The sequence below is a fragment of the Pandoraea anhela genome, from assembly GCF_902459655.1.
In the GTDB taxonomy this organism is placed as follows: Bacteria; Pseudomonadota; Gammaproteobacteria; order Burkholderiales; family Burkholderiaceae; genus Pandoraea; species Pandoraea anhela.
Genome location: NZ_CABPSB010000022.1, coordinates 1 through 17,400, shown reverse-complemented (window position 1 = coordinate 17,400; position 17,400 = coordinate 1). Strand labels below are relative to the sequence as shown.

The 17,400-nt window shown below is 61.8% G+C and carries 20 protein-coding genes and 1 tRNA gene; 5 read left to right on the top strand and 16 right to left on the bottom strand.

Translation table 11 applies throughout. The features are described 5' to 3' along the window. Positions 1–174: 174 nt before the first annotated feature. On the bottom strand, positions 175–858 hold the full coding sequence (locus PAN31108_RS22380) for a Smr/MutS family protein (RefSeq protein WP_150670970.1): 684 nt from the start codon (positions 856–858) through the stop codon (positions 175–177). A 253-nt stretch (positions 859–1,111) separates the two neighbouring features. Further along, the gene (gene trxB, locus PAN31108_RS22375) at positions 1,112–2,068 is read right to left on the bottom strand and encodes a thioredoxin-disulfide reductase (RefSeq protein ID WP_150670969.1); all 957 of its coding nucleotides are present in this window, start codon (positions 2,066–2,068) and stop codon (positions 1,112–1,114) included. A 468-nt stretch (positions 2,069–2,536) separates the two neighbouring features. Here trxB and PAN31108_RS22370 point away from each other — a divergent pair, with 468 nt between their 5' ends. The 5 genes from PAN31108_RS22370 (at position 2,537) to PAN31108_RS22350 (ending at position 9,031) form a co-directional block, all read left to right on the top strand. Continuing rightward, positions 2,537–4,858, top strand: a complete 2,322-nt coding sequence (locus PAN31108_RS22370) for a DNA translocase FtsK (RefSeq protein WP_150670968.1) — start codon at positions 2,537–2,539, stop codon at positions 4,856–4,858. A 5-nt stretch (positions 4,859–4,863) separates the two neighbouring features. After that, a complete protein-coding gene (gene lolA, locus PAN31108_RS22365; RefSeq protein WP_150670967.1) occupies positions 4,864–5,520 on the top strand; it encodes an outer membrane lipoprotein chaperone LolA in 657 nt (218 codons plus the stop codon). 223 nt (positions 5,521–5,743) lie between these two features. After that, positions 5,744–7,183, top strand: a complete 1,440-nt coding sequence (locus tag PAN31108_RS22360; RefSeq protein ID WP_174995103.1) for a replication-associated recombination protein A — start codon at positions 5,744–5,746, stop codon at positions 7,181–7,183. A gap of 305 nt (positions 7,184–7,488) precedes the next feature. Continuing rightward, positions 7,489–8,793 carry a serine--tRNA ligase gene (serS, locus tag PAN31108_RS22355; RefSeq protein WP_150670965.1) on the top strand — a complete coding sequence of 435 codons (1,305 nt, stop codon included), beginning with the start codon at positions 7,489–7,491 and terminating at the stop codon, positions 8,791–8,793. Positions 8,794–8,940: 147 nt separating this feature from the next. Continuing rightward, positions 8,941–9,031 (top strand) — tRNA-Ser (locus PAN31108_RS22350). Positions 9,032–9,062: 31 nt separating this feature from the next. Here PAN31108_RS22350 and PAN31108_RS22345 read toward each other — a convergent pair. The 14 genes from PAN31108_RS22345 to PAN31108_RS22285 form a co-directional block, all read right to left on the bottom strand. Continuing rightward, entirely contained in the window at positions 9,063–10,115 is a 1,053-nt protein-coding gene (locus PAN31108_RS22345; RefSeq protein ID WP_150670964.1) for a tyrosine-type recombinase/integrase, read from the bottom strand. 203 nt (positions 10,116–10,318) lie between these two features. Next, positions 10,319–10,549, bottom strand: a complete 231-nt coding sequence (locus PAN31108_RS22340; RefSeq protein WP_150670963.1) for a hypothetical protein — start codon at positions 10,547–10,549, stop codon at positions 10,319–10,321. Positions 10,550–10,633: 84 nt separating this feature from the next. Then, positions 10,634–10,954 (bottom strand): Y16D family protein, encoded by a 321-nt coding sequence (locus PAN31108_RS22335; RefSeq protein ID WP_150670962.1) that lies wholly within the window; start codon positions 10,952–10,954, stop codon positions 10,634–10,636. Further along, positions 10,951–11,199 (bottom strand): hypothetical protein, encoded by a 249-nt coding sequence (locus tag PAN31108_RS22330; RefSeq protein ID WP_150670961.1) that lies wholly within the window; start codon positions 11,197–11,199, stop codon positions 10,951–10,953. Before PAN31108_RS22330 ends, PAN31108_RS22335 begins: the two co-directional genes overlap by 4 nt. Continuing rightward, complete coding sequence (locus PAN31108_RS22325; protein ID WP_370819713.1) at positions 11,196–11,609, bottom strand: ASCH domain-containing protein; 414 nt, start codon at positions 11,607–11,609, stop codon at positions 11,196–11,198. The genes PAN31108_RS22330 and PAN31108_RS22325 overlap by 4 nt, the downstream gene beginning before the upstream one ends. Beyond that, entirely contained in the window at positions 11,606–11,965 is a 360-nt protein-coding gene (locus PAN31108_RS27205) for an HNH endonuclease signature motif containing protein (protein WP_150671015.1), read from the bottom strand. Before PAN31108_RS27205 ends, PAN31108_RS22325 begins: the two co-directional genes overlap by 4 nt. A 4-nt stretch (positions 11,966–11,969) precedes the next feature. Beyond that, positions 11,970–13,409 (bottom strand): hypothetical protein, encoded by a 1,440-nt coding sequence (locus PAN31108_RS22315; RefSeq protein WP_150670960.1) that lies wholly within the window; start codon positions 13,407–13,409, stop codon positions 11,970–11,972. Further along, entirely contained in the window at positions 13,402–13,599 is a 198-nt protein-coding gene (locus tag PAN31108_RS22310) for a hypothetical protein (protein ID WP_150670959.1), read from the bottom strand. Before PAN31108_RS22310 ends, PAN31108_RS22315 begins: the two co-directional genes overlap by 8 nt. Before the next feature lies 1 nt (position 13,600). Next, positions 13,601–14,107, bottom strand: coding sequence for a hypothetical protein (locus tag PAN31108_RS22305; RefSeq protein WP_150670958.1), 507 nt, complete (start codon positions 14,105–14,107; stop codon positions 13,601–13,603). Positions 14,108–14,133: 26 nt separating this feature from the next. After that, positions 14,134–15,150, bottom strand: a complete 1,017-nt coding sequence (recT, locus tag PAN31108_RS22300) for a recombination protein RecT (protein ID WP_150670957.1) — start codon at positions 15,148–15,150, stop codon at positions 14,134–14,136. Between the two features lie 6 nt (positions 15,151–15,156). Then, positions 15,157–16,050, bottom strand: coding sequence for a YqaJ viral recombinase family nuclease (locus PAN31108_RS22295; protein WP_150670956.1), 894 nt, complete (start codon positions 16,048–16,050; stop codon positions 15,157–15,159). Positions 16,051–16,052: 2 nt separating this feature from the next. After that, on the bottom strand, positions 16,053–16,214 hold the full coding sequence (locus PAN31108_RS26495; RefSeq protein WP_174995102.1) for a hypothetical protein: 162 nt from the start codon (positions 16,212–16,214) through the stop codon (positions 16,053–16,055). Then, positions 16,211–16,771: a hypothetical protein gene (locus tag PAN31108_RS22290; RefSeq protein WP_150670955.1), complete on the bottom strand. Its 561-nt coding sequence runs from the start codon at positions 16,769–16,771 to the stop codon at positions 16,211–16,213. Before PAN31108_RS22290 ends, PAN31108_RS26495 begins: the two co-directional genes overlap by 4 nt. Positions 16,772–17,019: 248 nt before the next feature. Beyond that, on the bottom strand, positions 17,020–17,400 hold a 381-nt coding region (locus tag PAN31108_RS22285), incomplete at its 5' end, for an integrase core domain-containing protein (protein ID WP_150670954.1).

The following is a 17,400-nucleotide window of genomic DNA, read 5'->3' as shown; positions in this document are numbered from 1 at the left end:
GTCAGCGGCGATCAGGGTGGCAAACGGGAAAAACGGGAAAAACGGGAAAAACGGGAAAAACGGGAAAAACGAAGGTGAAGCGTGTGAAGCAGGTGAGGCGGTAGAAATCAGCGAAGCCGGTGGAGCGGAAGCACCGCGAACGGCAAATGACAGCAAAGCGAGCAAAGCAAAGCGTCAGTCGCCTGCACGCGACGTTCTGGACTGCGAAGCCTGGAGCAATACTACCAGCGCACCGCCCCCGCCGTCGCGTCCTTGCGCCTGCGCCCACGCCAGCACTTCATTCTTCTGCGCGAGCCAGCCGCGTACCTTGTCCTTGAGCACCGGCTCGCGATTCACCGAGCCGAGCCCCTTGCCGTGAATCACGCGCACACAGCGCAGGCCTCGCTTGACGGCGTCGTGCAGGAAGGCCGAGAGCGCTTCACGCGCTTCGTCCCGGCGCATCCCGTGCAGATCGATCTGCGCCTGCACCACCCAGTCGCCGCGCTGAAGCTTGAGTACCGCGTCGTGACTGATGCCGGGGCGACGGTATGACAGCCGATCGTCCGTATCGAGCAACGCTTCGGGATCGAATTCGTCCGACAGCGATTCATGCAGGACGGCGGCTTCGTCTTCCTGTGTCTGTCGGGCCACCGGTTCGGGCGGCAGGCGCGGGTGCTCGACGCGATTGGTCGATCCCTTACCGGTCAGCGGCGCGATATCGCCGATACTGTCACGGAACACATTGGCGTCGCGTTCGGCCTGTGCGGCGCGCTTTGCGGCGGCGAGGCGTTCGGCCTCGCGGGCGGCAGTCTCTCTGGCGAGCGCGTCGCGCAGGCCGTTGAGATCGCTGAGACTGAGTTTCGGAGGCTTCTTGCTCATGGTCGTGCGAACAAGGTGGAGGGCAGAGCCGATGATAACGGGACTGAACGGCGACGCAAGCCGGTCGAGCCGATGACGCGCATGACGTCAATGACATCGATGACGTCAATGACATCGATTCGGTCGATGCACGATTGCGCTGGGCAAGTCGCGACATCCACGAGGGGGCAGCAAAGCGAAGACGGCGCCCTCGCTGCATGAACGATCACACAGCGAGGGCGCCGCCGCCGGGCAGCCGATGCCGCTTGCGCGCTTACTGGTCGAGGTTCTCGAGGTAGCGCTGCGCGTCGAGTGCGGCCATGCAGCCCGTGCCGGCGCTGGTAATGGCCTGGCGATAGATATGGTCCTGCACGTCGCCGGCGGCGAACACGCCCGGCACGCTGGTGGCCGTGGCGTTACCGTTCAGGCCGCTGTGCGTGACGATGTAACCGTTCTTCATCTCCAACTGGCCTTCGAAGATATCGGTATTCGGTTTGTGGCCGATGGCAATGAACACGCCGTGCAGCGAAATGTCTTCGTGTGCGCCCGTCTTGGTGTTCTTGATGCGAACGCCGGTCACACCGCTGTCGTCACCGGTCACTTCGTCGAGCACGCTGTCGTACTTCAGTTCGACCACGCCCTGCTTGGCTTTTTCCAGCAAACGGTCGATCAGGATCGGCTCGGCGCGGAACTTGTCGCGGCGGTGAATCACCGTGACCTTGCTGGCGATATTCGACAGATAAAGCGCTTCTTCGACCGCCGTGTTGCCGCCGCCGACCACGCAGACTTCCTTGCCGCGGTAGAAGAAACCGTCGCAGGTGGCGCAGGCGGAGACGCCGCGACCCGAGAACGCTTCTTCGGACGGTAGCCCGAGGTATTGCGCCGAGGCGCCGGTTGCGATGATCAGGGCGTCGGCCGTGTATTCGCCGGAGTCGCCGATCAGACGCAGCGGGCGCTCGTTCAGATGCACCGTATGGATGTGATCGAAAATCATCTCGGTGTTGAAGTGCTCGGCGTGGGCCTGCATACGGGCCATCAACTCGGGGCCTTGCACACCGGTCGGGTCGCCGGGCCAGTTCTCGACGTCCGTGGTGGTCATCAACTGACCGCCCTGGGCGATGCCCGTGATCAGCACGGGGTTGAGGTTGGCGCGCGCGGCGTACACGGCGGCGCTATAGCCGGCGGGGCCGGAACCGAGAATCAGGACTTTGGCGTGCTTGGCAGCAGACATGGACTTGCTCACCGGAAAAAGAAGGGGCTGGCGCTTGACCCTGCGCCGGTGACGGCAGACGGCGGGCGGCAGGGAGACGGCGCAAGCCGACATTATAAAGGGCCGCCGTCGTTTCGTTGATGGAGCCTCACAATCGAAGCGATAGCCGTCGGCGCACGCCCACTGCGGCAAACCCGTCGGCAAATCCGTCAGTAAAGGGGGAGGCTTGAAGCCCCTTCGGCCGCGCCGAACCACCGGAATGACGGGGCGTGACCGGAATTTGGGGGCGGATGGGAGGCGGCTGGGCCGCAGACGGGCCGACACGATGTCCTGCAGACGTTCGGGCACGGCTTGGCGTTGGTGCACAGGCCGAAAACACTGGCGTTACCGCTTGTCACCTTTTCGTTCAAATATGAATGTAATAGTTGTTTACAATGGAGCCTTGCCGCGCGGCAGGCCGCCCGTCTGCCCGCCCAACCGCATGGCTTGATGACGACGAAATCTTCCTACTCTGCTGGTGCCGGATCGTCGTTGCCCAATCGGGTGACGCACCTCTTCCATGAAATCCGCTGGATGGCGCAGGTCGCGCTGATGGTGTTCCTGTTGATGGCGTTGTTCTCCTACAGCCGTCTGGACCCCAGCTGGACGCATGCGGCGCACGTGGAGCGTATCGCCAACTGGGCGGGACGCGTCGGCGCGTGGGTCGCCGACATGTTGCTGCTCATGCTCGGCCTGTCCGCCTACTGGCTGGTGGTGTTCATCGCCCGCCGCGTGGTCTCGGGCTACCGCCGGATCTCCGCCCGGCGAGAAGCCCCCCCGCTGCGGGAGCGTCTCGCCAGCGGCGGCTGGGTCGAGATCGTCTCCTCCCTGATGGTCCTGCTCTCGAGCGCGGGCATCGAATCCCTGCGTCTGTACCGTCTCAAGGCCCAGTTGCCACGTGCGTCGGGCGGGGTCGTCGGCGAAACCGTCGGGGGCTTCTTCCAGCATGCGCTCGGCTTTACGGGCGGCACGCTGGCGCTGTTGCTGATCTTCGCGTTCGGCCTGTCGCTGCTGTTCCATTTCTCGTGGCTGTCCGTGGCCGAAAAGCTGGGCGCGCTGATTCTCGATACCGGCACCGTCATTCGCCGCCGCCGTGAGGCGCGTCAGGACCGGCGTCTGGGCGAGGAGGCGGCCATTGCCCGCGAAGGCGCCGTGGTGCAGAACCGTGTGCGCGCAGAGGTCCACGAACCGGTGCAGATCGTGCCGCCGGTCAAGGTTGTGCCCAAGAGCGAGCGGGTCGAAAAGGAGAAGCAGGCGCCGTTGTTCGCCGATCTGCCCGATTCCATCCTCCCGCCGCTGGCGTTGCTCGACCCGGCGCCGGTAGCGCAGGAAACGGTGTCGGCCGAAACGCTGGAATTCACGTCGCGCCTGATTGAGAAGAAGCTCAAGGATTTCGGTGTCGAAGTGAGTGTGGTGGCCGCATATCCCGGCCCCGTCATCACGCGTTACGAGATCGAGCCGGCCACCGGTGTGAAGGGCAGCCAGATCGTGAATCTGGCGAAGGATCTGGCGCGCTCGCTCTCGCTCGTGTCGATCCGCGTGGTCGAAACCATCCCGGGCAAGAATTACATGGGGCTGGAGTTGCCGAATCCGCGCCGCCAGACGGTGCGCATGACGGAGATTCTGGGCTCGGAGGTCTACAACAGTTCTTCGTCGCTGCTCACGCTGGCGCTCGGCAAGGACATCGGCGGCAAGCCGGTCGTGGCCGATCTGGCCAAGATGCCCCACCTGCTGGTTGCCGGCACCACCGGTTCGGGCAAGTCCGTGGGCATCAACGCCATGATTCTGTCGCTGCTTTACAAGGCGACGGCGGAGCAGGTCCGGCTGATCCTCATCGATCCGAAGATGCTCGAAATGAGCATGTACGAAGGCATCCAGCACCTGCTGTGCCCGGTGGTGACGGACATGCGTCAGGCGGGCCATGCCCTGAACTGGGTGGTCGCCGAGATGGAGCGTCGTTACAAGCTGATGAGCAAGCTGGGTGTACGCAATCTGGCTGGCTACAACAACAAGATCGACGATGCCGCCAAGCGCGAAGAGCATATTCCGAATCCGTTCTCGCTAACGCCGGATGAGCCCGAGCCGTTGCAGCGTCTGCCGTACATCGTTGTGGTAATCGACGAGTTGGCCGACCTCATGATGGTCGTCGGCAAGAAGGTGGAAGAACTGATCGCCCGGATCGCGCAGAAGGCGCGTGCGGCAGGCATTCACCTGATTCTGGCGACGCAGCGTCCGTCGGTGGACGTGATCACGGGCCTGATCAAGGCGAACGTGCCGACGCGGGTGGCGTTCCAGGTGTCGTCGAAGATCGATTCGCGCACGATTCTGGATCAGCAGGGCGCCGAGACGCTGCTCGGCATGGGCGACATGCTTTACATGCCGCCGGGCACCGGGCTGCCGTTGCGTGTGCATGGGGCGTTCGTGGCCGATGACGAAGTGCATCGCGTGGTCGAGCGACTCAAGGAGCAGGGCGAGGCGAATTACATCGAAGGCATTCTCGAAGGCGCGACGGAGGGCGAAGACGGCGGTATCGACGGCGCCGCCGGCGGAACTGGCGAGGGGGGCGGCGAGTCCGATCCTCTATACGATCAGGCCGTGGCGGTGGTGCTCAAGCAGCGCCGTGCGTCGATCTCGCTGGTGCAGCGCCATTTGCGCATCGGCTACAACCGGGCGGCACGCCTGCTCGAACAGATGGAACAGTCCGGCGTGGTGTCGGCGATGGCGAGCAACGGCAACCGGGAAATTCTGGTGCCGAATCGCGAGGGAGAATAAGGGATATGTTGGGATTCAAGCGCAGTTTGCCGTTCATGGCAGGCGTCGTCGGTGTCACGCTGGCGGCGCTGGTCGCGCCGGCCTATGCCAGCGGGACGGCGCAACTCAAGGCGTTCGCGGCACAGGTCAAGACGGCCCGTGGCGACTTCGAGCAGAAGCAGGTGAAGCAGCAAGGCCAGCAGGACGGCGCGTTGAAGGTAACGAATACGGCGTCCGGCACGTTTGAGTTTTCGCGCCCTGGTCGCTTCGTCTGGCATTACACCAAGCCGTACGATCAACTGCTGCAGGCCGACGGAACGACGCTTTACGTCTACGACAAGGACCTGAATCAGGTGACCGAGCGCAAGTTGGGCGACTCGCTGGGCGCGAGTCCGGCCGCGATTCTGTTCGGTAGTAACGACATCGAGAAGAGCTTTACGCTCAAGGATGCCGGCGTGAAGAACGGCATCGACTGGGTGGAACTCAAGCCGAAGTCGCAGGACACGCAGTTCCAGCGAGTCGGTATTGGCTTTCGCGATGGCAACCTGGCGGCGATGGAGTTGTACGATGCGTTCGGCAACGTGACCCTGCTCACGTTCGGCAATATGCAGAAGAATCCGGCGCTGCCGGCAGACCGCTTCAAGTTCACGGTGCCCAAGGGGGCCGACGTCATCAAGGGCTGACCTCGCGGGCACGCCCGGTCGTGCCCTCCCGTCTCTGCCCCCACTTTCGCCCCGTCTCTCGCCCCCTCCTGTCTCCTCCTGTTTCCTCTTGTCCGCTCCATCCGCGCTTGCCCCATGAGCGCCATGAGCGCCATACGGGCGAGCTGGCCGTCAGGCTGGCATAATGGGGGCATCTGATTATCTGACTGCGGCCGGGGATTCCCCGGCCGCGCTGCTTGAGAACATGCCAAACGACGCCCCTTTGTCGGCTTCGGTGCCTTTGGCCGAGCGCCTGCGCCCCCATACCATCGACGATGTGATTGGCCAGCGTCACCTGCTGGGCAAGGGTAAGCCATTGCGCGTGGCGTTCGAGGCGGGTCGTCCGCACTCGATGATCCTGTGGGGGCCGCCGGGTGTGGGCAAGACGACGCTCGCACGTCTGATGGCGGACGCCTTCAAGGCCTACTTCATTGCGCTTTCTGCGGTGCTCTCCGGCGTGAAGGACATTCGCGACGCGGTCGAGGCTGCGCAAATCCAGCGCGCGCAGGGCAAGCAGACGGTTGTGTTCGTCGACGAAGTTCACCGTTTCAACAAAGCGCAGCAGGATGCGTTTCTGCCGCACGTCGAATCCGGCCTGTTTATCTTTGTCGGTGCAACGACGGAGAACCCGTCGTTCGAAGTCAACGGCGCATTGCTCTCGCGTGCGGCGGTGTATGTGCTCAAGAGCCTGAACGACGAAGAACTGGGCGAGATGGTCACGCGCGCCGCGCATGAGTTGGGCGATATCGGATTGACCGATGAGGCGCGTCAGGGCCTGATCGACTCAGCCGACGGCGACGGTCGCAAGTTGCTGAACAATGTCGAGATCGTGGCGCAGGCAGCGGTGGCGCAGGGACTGGAGACGATCGACGAGGCATTGCTCGCGAGCGTGCTGGCCGAGAATCTGCGTCGCTTCGACAAGGGCGGCGACGCCTTTTACGACCAGATCAGCGCGCTGCACAAGTCGGTACGCGGCAGTTCGCCCGATGGCGCGCTGTATTGGTTCTGCCGCATGCTCGACGGCGGCGCGGATCCGCGGTATCTGTCGCGCCGGATCGTGCGAATGGCGTGGGAGGATATCGGATTGGCCGATCCTCGCGCGGCGCGTATCGCGCTGGATGCGGCGGAGACGTACGAGCGTCTCGGCACGCCCGAGGGCGAGCTTGCACTGGCGCAGGCGGTGTTGTATCTGGCATCCGCGCCGAAGTCCAACGCGGGGTACAACGCCTATAACCAGGCGCGTGCGTTCGTCGGCAAGGACAAATCGCGCGCCGTGCCGATCCATCTGCGCAACGCGCCGACGAAGCTGATGAAGGAACTCGGCTACGGCCACGAGTATCGGTACGCGCACGACGAGCCGGATGCCTATGCCGCCGGCGAGACGTACTTCCCCGACGACCTGCGGGCACAAAACTGGTATCGACCGGTGCCGCGAGGGCTTGAGGGGAAAATCGGCGAGAAGCTCAACTGGCTGAAGACGCTCGATGCCGAGTGGCGGCGCGCCAATGCGAAGGGGCGCAAATCGTCCGATGCCGAGGCAAAAGCGCCTGCCGTCGGCGGTGCAGCTTCGTCCCCATCTTCCTCTTCCTCATCTTCCTCCGCAAAGGCATCGCCAGACGAGACCGGCGACGACGCGTCTGCGTGAGTCGTGGATGCAGCGGGGACTGTCGACGGCGACTCGCGCGGTGAGTGCATAAGGCATCGATCTGCCCGTGGCGTCGACGAGGCGTCGATGGCCGGACGCCCCTGAAGCCCCTGACACCGTTTGCTCTCGGGGATCCCGCAAATACACGCGCTCAAGCATGGCGGACTTGCTAAAACGCGTCATCGTGCTGCGCGTTTGGTAAAATCCCGCCATTGCCGTTGCGCGCAGCGAAAAGTTGCGCGGGCAGCGGCCAACATCCAATTCATGGCCTGCCGATGTGGGCCGCTCACAAAAGATTTCCCACCATGCTCGACATTCAACTTCTTCGCAAGGATCTCGACGGCGTTGCGGCGCGACTCAAGGCGCGCGGCTATTCGCTCGACGTGGCGGCGTTCGCGGCGCTCGAAGCGGAGCGCAAGCAGATTCAGACGCAAACCGAGGAGCTTCAGGCGCGTCGCAACGCGTTGTCGAAGCAGGTCGGCATGAAGAAGGGCAAGGGCGAGGACGCCTCGGCCGAGATCGCCGAAGTCGGCGGCATCGCGGACACGCTCAAGGCGTCGTCGGTGCGTCTGGAAGAGATTCAGACGCGTCTGTCGGATTTGCTGCTGGGGGTGCCCAACCTTCCGCATGAGAGCGTGCCGGTCGGCTCGGATGAGACGCAGAACGTGGAGGTGCGCCGCTGGGGCACGCCGCGCGAGTTCGACTTCACACCGCGCGATCACGTTGATCTGGGCGCGGCGCTGGGGCTGGATTTCGATGCGGCGGCGAAGCTGGCCGGCGCCCGTTTCTCGGTGATGAAGGGGGGGATTGCGCGTCTGCACCGTGCGTTGGCGCAGTTCATGTTGGACACGCATACGAGTGAGCACGGGTACACGGAAACGTACGTGCCGTACATCGTCAATGCGGCGTCGATGCGTGGCACGGGCCAGTTGCCGAAGTTCGAGGACGACCTCTTCAAGGTGCCGCGTAAAGTGGGTGGCGAAGAGGGCGAGCGCCTCGAGAACTTCTATCTGATTCCGACGGCGGAGGTGTCGCTGACGAATCTGGTACGTGACGAGTTGCTGCCGAACGATGCGTTGCCGATGAAGATGGTGGCGCATACGCCTTGCTTCCGTTCGGAGGCGGGCAGCTATGGCAAGGACACGCGCGGCATGATTCGTCAGCATCAGTTCGACAAGGTCGAGTTGGTGCACGTGGTGCGCCCGGACGAATCGTACGACGCGCTCGAGACGCTCGTCGGCCATGCCGAGACGATTCTTCAGAAGCTTGGGTTGCCCTATCGCACGCTGGTGCTGTGCACGGGCGACATGGGCTTCGGCAGTGCGAAGACGTACGACATGGAGGTGTGGATTCCGGCGCAGAACACGTATCGCGAGATCTCGTCGTGTTCGAACATGGAGAGCTTCCAGGCACGCCGGATGCAGGCACGCTTTCGCAACGCGCAGGGCAAGCCGGAACTGGTGCACACGCTGAACGGTTCGGGGCTTGCTGTCGGACGCGCGCTCGTGGCGGTGCTCGAGAACTATCAGAATGCAGATGGCTCGGTGACGGTGCCTGATGTGCTGCGCCCTTACATGGGCGGCATCGAACGTCTGGAGCCGACGGCCTGAGTGGCGACGGGAGTGGCGCCGGTTAAGGGCATCGATTCAAGGTAAAAAACTTCGAAAAAAGAGTTGCTCGAAAAAGAAATTCGGCTATAATCTCTTTCTCGCTGCTTGAGGCCACTCAGGCAGCGAACCAAGGCAGAAAGAACGCTTGGAGAGGTGGCAGAGTGGTCGAATGCGCCGGACTCGAAATCCGGTATACGGTTATACCGTATCGTGGGTTCGAATCCCACCCTCTCCGCCAAGACCCTTATACTGCTTGACTCAAAGGCCGGTTATCCGGCCTTTTTGTTTTGCTGTGCCTCAAAACTCCGAGGCACTTGTGCCCAAATTGTGACCGAGTTTGCATGCTCGGCCAGATGGTCGGGCGCAAGGTGGGCATAACGCAGAACCATCTCGTAGCTCGCCCATCCCCCCATCTCCATCAGAGTTTGCAATGGCGTTCCGTTCTGGACGTGCCAGCTTGCCCATGTATGGCGCAGGTCGTGGAATCGGAAATCGCTGATCCCCGCACGCTTGCATGCCCCTTTCCATTGGACGTTATCCAGATACGCCAGCGGTTCGCCATTCCTCACAAAGACACGAGTTTGGTGCTTCCCGATCTGGCGGCGAATCACTTCGACGGCCTCGTCGTTCAACGGCACCCCAATCGGCTTACCCGCCTTTGCCTGGTCAGGGTGTATCCAAGCGCGTCGCCTGACTAGGTCAACCTGCGACCATTCCAGACCGAAGATATTGCCGCGCCGCAAGCCAGTGGAAAGGGCCATCGTCGCAACATCTCGAAGCCATGGCGTGTTAATGGAATCGAGCAACTTCCGGGCTTCGTCCGGCGTGATCCACCGAATGCGTTTCGAAGGTTCAACAAGATCCTCCAACGTAGGCGCTCGATTGATCCATTCCCACGGGCCTGCGGCATCGTTGAGCATCGCCCGAATCGTCGCCAAATAGCGGTTCTTCGTTGCGTTGCTCGTTTGCGTTTCCGTCTTGCCGCGCATGTACGTCCGAGGCAGTGCAGCTATAATGCGGTCACGGGTGAGCTTGTCCAGAGTCTCGCCACGGAACGACTCACGAAAATGCAAAATGTGCCGTTCCTTACTCTCGTAGTCCTTCGACCCGGACTGTTCTGTCAGATACCTTACGGCGGCTTCTGCGAACGTCCGGGACGGCTTTTCCCCGAGCCTTGTTACTCGCCACGCTTCGGCTTTGACCTTGTCGTGGTATTCCTGAGCTTCCTTTCGGTCGCTCGTGCCAGCAGAACGTCTAAGTCTTTCTCCGCCTGGTAAGCGGATGTCAATCCAATAGACGTCTCCGCGCTTACGGATGGGCATAGTTTCTCCTTCTCCGCCGGCGCCGGTCGGTTGCCATTGTACGCCGGGATGTTTTTCAGTTGCTCGGGCCATATCCGCCACGCGGCGCCGACTCGGAAAAAGCCGAGTTCAATTCGGTGCGCGTATGCGGTGCCGTAGGAAACGCCGAGCAGTGCGGCGGCTTCACGCAGGCTTATCGCTCCCATCGTTCAACTCCCAAATCTCTATTGCGCCGCTTGATCGACTTTCAGCCAGCAAACAGGTTTCTGATCGTCAAGCCTTCTGACAAGACCTTGGCGCTCAAGATTGAGCAGCCATGAACGCACCGCTCCTGAATGGGTGCGTCGATTGTGTCCGAATTGTGGCTCGACGCGCTTCGCCACATCTGCTGTGGTATATGCTCCGCGCGCATCAAGAATTCCCAATATCTTCTTGTCGTATTCGCTAAGGCTCATATCAACCTCCATTTCTTCGCGGTGACCCGCAGAATCTCTTTCAGTGCTTCGGCCGTGGCCGGGTGGGTGGTCATGCTGCTCACGTCAGTAAAGGTTCTCGCTGTAGAGCGTGCCGCCGTCGGCTTCGTCGCCACCGCAGCGTCGGATGATCTGGCCTGCGGCCTCGGCAACCTTCCAGGCTTCGGTGCGGCTTAGGAACTTGCCAAACTGGTCGATGAAGCCTTGTTCCCAACGCCCATGATCGATAATCGATGCCGACACGAGTTGCTGAAGCGCCTCGAACGTCTCATGCATACGTGGATCCCAATGGCGTGCGCCCAGAATAATCATGGGCGGGTTACTGCTAAAGCGGCAGGCCGCGCACACTACTCGGCAGTCGCCCAGAATGATCTCGTTCTGTCTCATGAGCGGTCCTCGATGCCGATACGGCGCTTGAGCGTGATGCGGAAATACGATTCCGACATGCACATGCTCACGGGAATCGCCATGAGTTCACATAGCCATATCCACGGCTCAGAGATGCGGTATTTCGGATGTATGTTCGGGCACGACTCGCAACGCATATCCACCCATACCGGGACGCTGTAGAGCGTGCCCGCGTGCGTGAACCCGGCAGCGATTGCCTCGGCTTCTGTCATGATGAGTTTCATGATTGGATCTCGTTCAGGGTGTCTTGGTCGACGAACTCATGGCCCCAGGCCGGTGATCCTTCTGGGGAACCTAGCGGCGGCAGATGGACGGCCCGCTCGCGGGGATGCCCACAGACGACGCAGTAGCCCTTGTTCACGACTGACACACGAATGGCGAAGACGGGCACAGGCTCAGACCCAAAATGAGGGTGCTTGATGGTCTTCTCGATGTAGCCACGCCACGGCAGTTCGATACGTCGCGCCAAGTCATTGGCCTTCGGATAGCCGCGCGTTAGGACCACACGGTCGTACTGTTGCCCGACGAGACGCTTCACCCAATAGCCCGTGCGCAAGCGATACTCGAAGGACTTCGTCCCGGCCTTGATCTGGTCGAAGTAAATGCCCTTCACGGGAATGGTGAGCGTTCTCACGATTTCCGCTCCTCCGCTGCCTGCGAGGCTCGGATATTCCGGGAGTATCCTCGTGGGCCTCGTCCTTTTGCATGCATATCCAGCATGTTGTCCCGTTGTGTTCCAATGAATAGATGGGCCGGGTTACAACATGCCCTGTTATCACAACGATGCAGTACGTTCATGCCTTCGGGAATTCTGCCGATCCACAATTCGTAGGCATATCGATGTGCCGAAGAGAAGCGAAAGAAGGCGCGCGATCCGAGAGATATTTTGATTCGCCCATAACCCACACGGTCTTTTGTTCCGATCCAGTTCCAACAACCTGAGATCTGATCAATTTGGACCTTTCGGGTAATTCTCACTTTCTGGTCCATTGGCTTAGTTGGCATTTTTATCTCCCGCATCCTTGCGATCCCCGCCATCCGCCGACAGCGCGGCGCGGCCGGTCATGCGGGCTTCGATCATTGCCCAAACGGATCCGTATTCAGGCCAGTCGCTTTCGACGACAACGCACTCCACTGTCGGGATGCGGTTGTCGTGCAGAAGGTCGCGCAAAATTTTCTCCTTCGTGCCGGACAGGTTTTTGCGCTTGATTACGATGTAGCGTTCCTCGCGCTTGAACGCCTCCCTCTCATCCCCGCCCACCTTCGGGGGAGACGAGAGGGCGGCTTGTTCAAGTATCACGCGGCAAATTGCAGCCTTATCAGCTTCACCGATCGTGTCATCATTGAATCCTTCATCACGCAAGACCGATTCAAGCGCTTCAAGCATATCCCCGCCCACCTGATGCGCATCTGCGGCGCGCTCGGCGTAGATGCCAGTGCGCTTGTCAGGATCGCCGAAGTGCTCGCGCTCAAGCGCGGCGTAGTCTGTAGGCGAGGCATCTGCGCCGCGCTGCACATCGCTATTGCGCGTGCCACAGTGGCATCCGTAACCCTCGTTCTGAGGGCAGCATTCTGGCTCGCCGCTGCAATCGGATGGCTTTCCTACGGTGCGCTCGCCCGCGAGGAATGACGAACCTTCTTCCGGTTCGCTGGCTTCCCATGCGTACAGCCCGGCGCCGCTGTGGCCTGTCGCGTCGCCCATCTGTAATGCGATTTCGCAGTCAAGCTGGTCTCGGTCGGTGTCGCGGTCAGGTGCGACGAGATCCAGCGCTTCCAGAAGCTGCCAGCCAGTCATGAACAGCGGTGCAGACTTCGGGCGCTCGCCGCCATTCACGGGCGCGGCGTAGAGCCGCGTGCCAACTGGAAACTTGGCCGCTTCGAAGCAGACCATAGTGAAACCTTCCGTACCCGGCATCGTGCCTGCCACGCCTACAGCCTCTTGCCCTGCGCTCTGCTCAGAGACATTCACGGGCGCGGCGTTCCGGTAGAGCGGGATTGGTACGGCGCGGTGTATCGTGGCGGCGTTAAGTGCTTCGTCCTCGTCTACGAAAACTTCATAGTTGTCGTTCGGCCACTTGACTTGCCACGCCACCGCCTCTTGCCCTGCGCTCTGTGCGGCTGGCGCCGCTCCGCAGTCACACGTGCCAGTCGGCAGCGCCGGGGCGTTGTGTACCGCGCAATCGCTGGCATGAATGACGCCATCACGACAAGCAGGACACATGCAGTGCCCTTTATCCTGTGCGGCTGGCGTGGGGGCAGCGGCGAGAGCGTCTTTCCAGCTATTCGCGAATTCAGCGCCGCGCTGAAGGTTGTAACCGTCGATGCCGTCGCTTTTCCCGAAAGCGGCGACGTTCTCGATCATCGCTTTGGTGATGGTCTTCGGCACGATCTGCCACTGGCTCGCATCAAACGTCACGGTCTTGAGTTCAGACATTTGCGATGCTCCCGAAGTACGCGGCATACATGTCGTCGAGCGCTTCAACTTGCTCGCCGGTGAGTTGGGTGACGACGCCGGAGTGCATGGCTTCGGCCATCGGCGCGAGGGTCGCGCGCTCGTCGTCGGTCAGGTCGCCGGAGATCGCCTCCAGCGCCTTCACCATTTCAGTGGTGGATGGGGTGCGCATGTCAGGCATCCTTGAGCAAGTCGTGGACGCTGGTCGGCGGCGGAGCGGTCAGCGTCAGTTCGACATCGCGCTGAATCAGGCCGCACAGCTTGCCCATATCGTCTTTTTCCGGATGCGCGATGCAGCGGAAGGACACGATCACCGTGCCTCCCTCCATTGGCTGAATGCGGAAGCCGTCGACCTTGAGATCGTCGAGCAGGATGTTGCTGTCGCCGCCGAGGCCATAGTCGATCTCGGCTGTGTAGCCGACGCCTTCCAATTCCCACTTGAAGGGCGACATCTTCGGATATTTGAGCTTCGACAGGCGGTCCTTGTCGATCAGATCGTCCTGCGCGTCCGGCAGCGTGTAGAGCATGCTTCGCAGATCCGCGCCGAAGTTCGCCAGCACGCCGTTATCGGCCGCGACTTCGAACTTCAGATCGACGGCCGGCTTCTTGTCTTCGCCGTGGAGTTCGGCGCGCGGGTTGACGCTGGTGAGCTTGGCTTGTTGGGCTTCGAGTTCGAACATGGTGGGTATCTCCGGGAGGTGGCGGGTTACTGGCTGATGGCGTCGCGACGTTCGCCGATGGCTTCACGCAGCGCTTGGTTATCTTCCGCGTTGAGATCGCGGCCGCTGTCGAGGATCATGTCTAGCTCGTCGCCGGTGTTGGCTGCCTGCACTTGGCTCATGAGATTCGCGATGCTCGGGCCTTCGAGTTGCGGCGCGTCCTGCGTGCCCTGTTCATCGGTGTATTCCTCGTCGACCACGGAGAATTGGCCATCGATCACCGCCCCGTTGTCTTGCGGCAGACCGATCTCGGCGCGCTCGTCGAGCGACACTGCCGTCTGCAATTCGATGCTCACAGGCAGGAACTTGAACAGGCGCCGCACGACAGTCTTGAGCGCCATCGCAGCGAAGTCGTCGACCCACGGGCCTTTGTCCTTAGCCTTGCTGCGCGCGCGGATGCCTTCGACCTCGGCGCGGCTCATCACGTCGAACTGGATGCCACCATCCTTGAGCTTCGCCACGGCGTAGACGAACGTCAGCTTCGCGGCGTTGGCGCGGTTCGGGTTGTTCCAGTCCGGGACGTGTTCGATGTGAGCATCCAGCCCGAGTCGACAGTCGAATTTGTCACCCTCGTACACGGCACGCGCGTCGATGCTGACGATTTGCCCCGACCGGCGGGCGAGGTCGATCATGCCGCGGTATCCGATGATCAGCTGCGCCTCCTTGACCTTTGTCCATCCGTTGCCATCCTTGACGTTGCGGTCGTACGGCAGGATGTAGGCGTGGCCAAGCGCGTTACCCGGCTCGAGCCCCAACTGTGCACACTGGATCACGGCGCCGAAAAACGACACCGGCGTGCACTCGGCCAGCTTCGGCACCTTGCGAATCTCAGTGGTGACGATGCGTGCGAGGCGTTCAGGGGTCATGTGGCGCGGCAGCGCGGCCTTGATCTGCGCCTGCATGCTAGGGCTGGCGAGCATCGTCGCAACCTTGTCGACCGGATTTTTCTTCTCTTCGGCCACGGCGGTGCCGGTGACCTTTGCCTTGAGTGCGTTGGTACTCATACTGGCTTACTCCTTGAATTTGCCGAGACGGAAATCGATGTACTTCGAGGCGGGATATTCGACGCTGTAGGCCTTCTTGCTGATCTCCTTGCGGATGAACGCCTGACCGTCGTCGAATCGAATGGCTGCGGCTTTGCCCATCTCTGCGAGCAGGTGTGCGCGTGCGCCGTCCTGCAACGCCTCGTAATGGGCCTGCATGCGCTTGGCCGTCTCGAATACAGCGCGCCAGTGCTCATGCATGGCCGTGGCGTCGATCACGGTGCCGTCGCTACCCGGATAGAGGCGTTTGATGGTGTCGAGGACGTTCTTCGCCTCGTAATCGATGGGCGGCTGAACCTTGGGGACGACGTACTTCGTCCAGAACTCAGCGGACCGTTCGCGCATCACGCGGATCAGTTCGTCGTCGCGCTGCACGACATACGGCTTCAGGTCGTCACCGATCAGTGCGAAGACGCGGCAGGTATTGCGGCCTGTCACGCCGAGGCCGTGCTGCACCTGGGCAACGTAGTGCAGCGGCAATTCATCAGTCTCGTGCTCGCCCCATTCCTTCGACTTGAACGGGTGAACGGTCTTGATCTCGATGTTTTCGCGTGCTTCACCGTCAGCGTATTCCGCATCGATCTCCGCCGCGAGGAACGGCAATTCGGCATCGATGTAGCGTTCGTTGGCAGCCACGATATTCAGGCCGTGCTCCTCGCGGATCATGTCGAGGATGTACGGTTCCAAGCGCGAACCGCGACGCTTGGCAGCCGCGTTGTGACCGTCCTCGCGGCGGGGCGTGATCTTGTCCATCCAGAGATCGACGACATTGCGCCACGGGCTGACGCCGAGAATGGCTGCGACATCGCTACCGCCGATGAACTTCGTACGGTCCGGGACCGCGATCAGGGGTGCATTCATGGTCAGACGCTCCGAAAAACTACGGGCTGCGCGGCGCGCATGGCGTCTTCGAGGTCATTGGTGCCGACCACGCCATACAGCACGATGAGCAGGATTGCGGCGAGCGTGCCCGCAGTCTTCGGGCGACGGTCCGCGAATCGGTCGAGGTAGCGGAAGAAGTTCATGCGTCAGCCTCCTCGCTGGCCTCAAGCATCGCGTCAGCTATCAGAAAGCAAGCCCTCGCCATTTCGTCGGCTTTGCGTGTGAGGTCTCGATGCGGCTCCGACGAAGCCATCCAGCCGATGAGTGCTTGAGCTGCAAAGTAGTCGCGGCGCGACATACCTTCATGCTTCACCTCCATCTGCGCGATAGCGATCTCGCGGGCCGTCACATACCCAGGAATCCAGTCGTCGGCGACAAGGCCGGATGCGCGCTTGTTCAGCTCGGCCGTGATCTCGCTGTCCGCAAGCTGCCTCCATTCGCGGTCGAGAATGCGAGGCAAAACCGGGCCAAGCGCGATGTCAGGACAACCCGCGCGGTAAGCCGAGCAGATCACCGTCATGTCGGCCGGATCGGGAAGGGCGCCAAGCACTTCGACAACGTCAGCGACGAGGCACGCGCGCTCGATCAGCGACACACGCTCATCGACCAGCGCGGCGAATTCGGGAGACTGCGGGCTTGGGATGACCGGCTTGAAGCTCGCTGGGCGTCGTGCCGCGGGGTGCGGTAGGGGTGCGTTCATGTCAACCTCACTCCGCGGCGATCATGCGTGCGAACAACTCGTGCGCGCTGATCTGCAAGGTTTTAACGGTGGGTTCAATGGCGGCCCATGCGGCGTCCCCCGCAGCTGCCCCCGAAGCGGCCCTCACAGAGTCCCACGCAGCGGCCATCGCAGCGGCCCCCGAAGCGGCCCGCGCAGCGGCCCCCGAAGCGTCCATCGCAGCGGCCCCCGCAGCGCCCCCTGTATTGACCTAGCAAAACCTGCACAGGTTAAGCGGCTAAAGCGAATGCCTCAGCCGGGGTCTTCATCTTCGGCGCCTGATGAGGCCGTCGATAGGTGTAGAACTGAATCCAGTCCGCGATTGCACGGCTGGCGTGTTGCAATGTCTCGAAGCGATGCCGGTGCACGCATTGCTCCCTCAACGTACGAATCACTCGCTCGACCATGCCGTTTTGCTGCTGGCAATGCGGGGTGATGAACTCCTGGCGCAATCCGTAGCTACGTACCAGCGCCGTGTAACGACGGCTCGTGAAGACCCGGCCATTGTCGCTTCTGAGCAGAAATGGCTCGGCGACTCGCCCCAAGGTGCCAAAACGTGCGATCAGCGCATGTTCCAAGGCGCTTGAGGGCGTGCTGGCACGACCGCTACG